Genomic DNA, 873 nt, shown 5'->3' with positions numbered 1-873 from the left:
TTGCGGGCCTGGGGCGATGTGCGCAGGACGACCACGGCATCGTTGCGTCCTAGCGTGTGTTCCACCTCGTACTGAGTGCCCTTTTTCACAGGGATCAGCCAGTGTCGATGCTCACCTTGTGACTGCCAGTGGTGCAGCAAGCCCAACGAATAGAAACCTTTATCGAACAGGGTCAGCGAGTGGTTCGGCGTGGTCGCGATCAGCTGCTCTGCCAGCTTCATTTCACTACTGTGGTAGCTCTCGAAAGTGCTGTTTATCAGTAAGTGGCTGGTCAGCTCCATCTGGCAGACCATCCTAACCTGAGGAAAACCGCCATCCCCATGCTGATTGGTAGCGCCCCCGTAAAACGCACGGTTTTCAGCTGTGTCAGGCGTACTCCAGACAACACCGTCCACACCAAGCAGCGTCAAGCCCAACCAGTGCGGGTGCTTGGTTTCTTCGTGCCACCGCTGCTGAGTGAGCGTGAAAACTTCACGTACAGCTTCACTGCCCAGTCGCTGCCGCCCTTGTACAACAGCACTGGGGGCCACCAGAGGCCTCTTGCCCGGCAGCATGATGTCCATGTGGTTTACGACATCCCAAGCCGACATACGGCGGAACAGCGCCATGCCGATGATGCACCACACCAGGCTCTCAAGCGGGAGGCGTCGCTTGCGAATGGTCGCGACACCTGCCGTCTCAAAAGCTTGTTGCACAAGATCAGGATCGAGCAACGCCCCCAGCCCCTCGAGGGCATGTGGCCGCGATGCCATTTCGTGAGTGAGGGAGAGGGCTTGTGACAGGCGCATAAAAAATCCGATGCTCGTTTCCAAGCATCGGATTTTGCGGCCTACGGGCTAAAGCTCAAAGCGTCAGTCTTAACTGACTGGCATT

1 protein-coding gene is annotated in these 873 nt (G+C 57.3%); it reads right to left on the bottom strand.

Going from position 1 to position 873, the window contains the following annotated elements; all coding sequences use genetic code 11:
* On the bottom strand, nucleotides 1-812 hold an 812-nt coding region (locus tag RR51_RS28455; protein ID WP_330218093.1), incomplete at its 3' end, for an IS4 family transposase.
* Nucleotides 813-873: the final 61 nt, after the last annotated feature.

It is taken from the genome of Pseudomonas sp. C5pp, assembly GCF_000814065.1.
Lineage (GTDB): Bacteria > Pseudomonadota > Gammaproteobacteria > Pseudomonadales > Pseudomonadaceae > Aquipseudomonas > Aquipseudomonas asiatica.
This window is presented reverse-complemented; position numbering and strand designations above follow the sequence as displayed.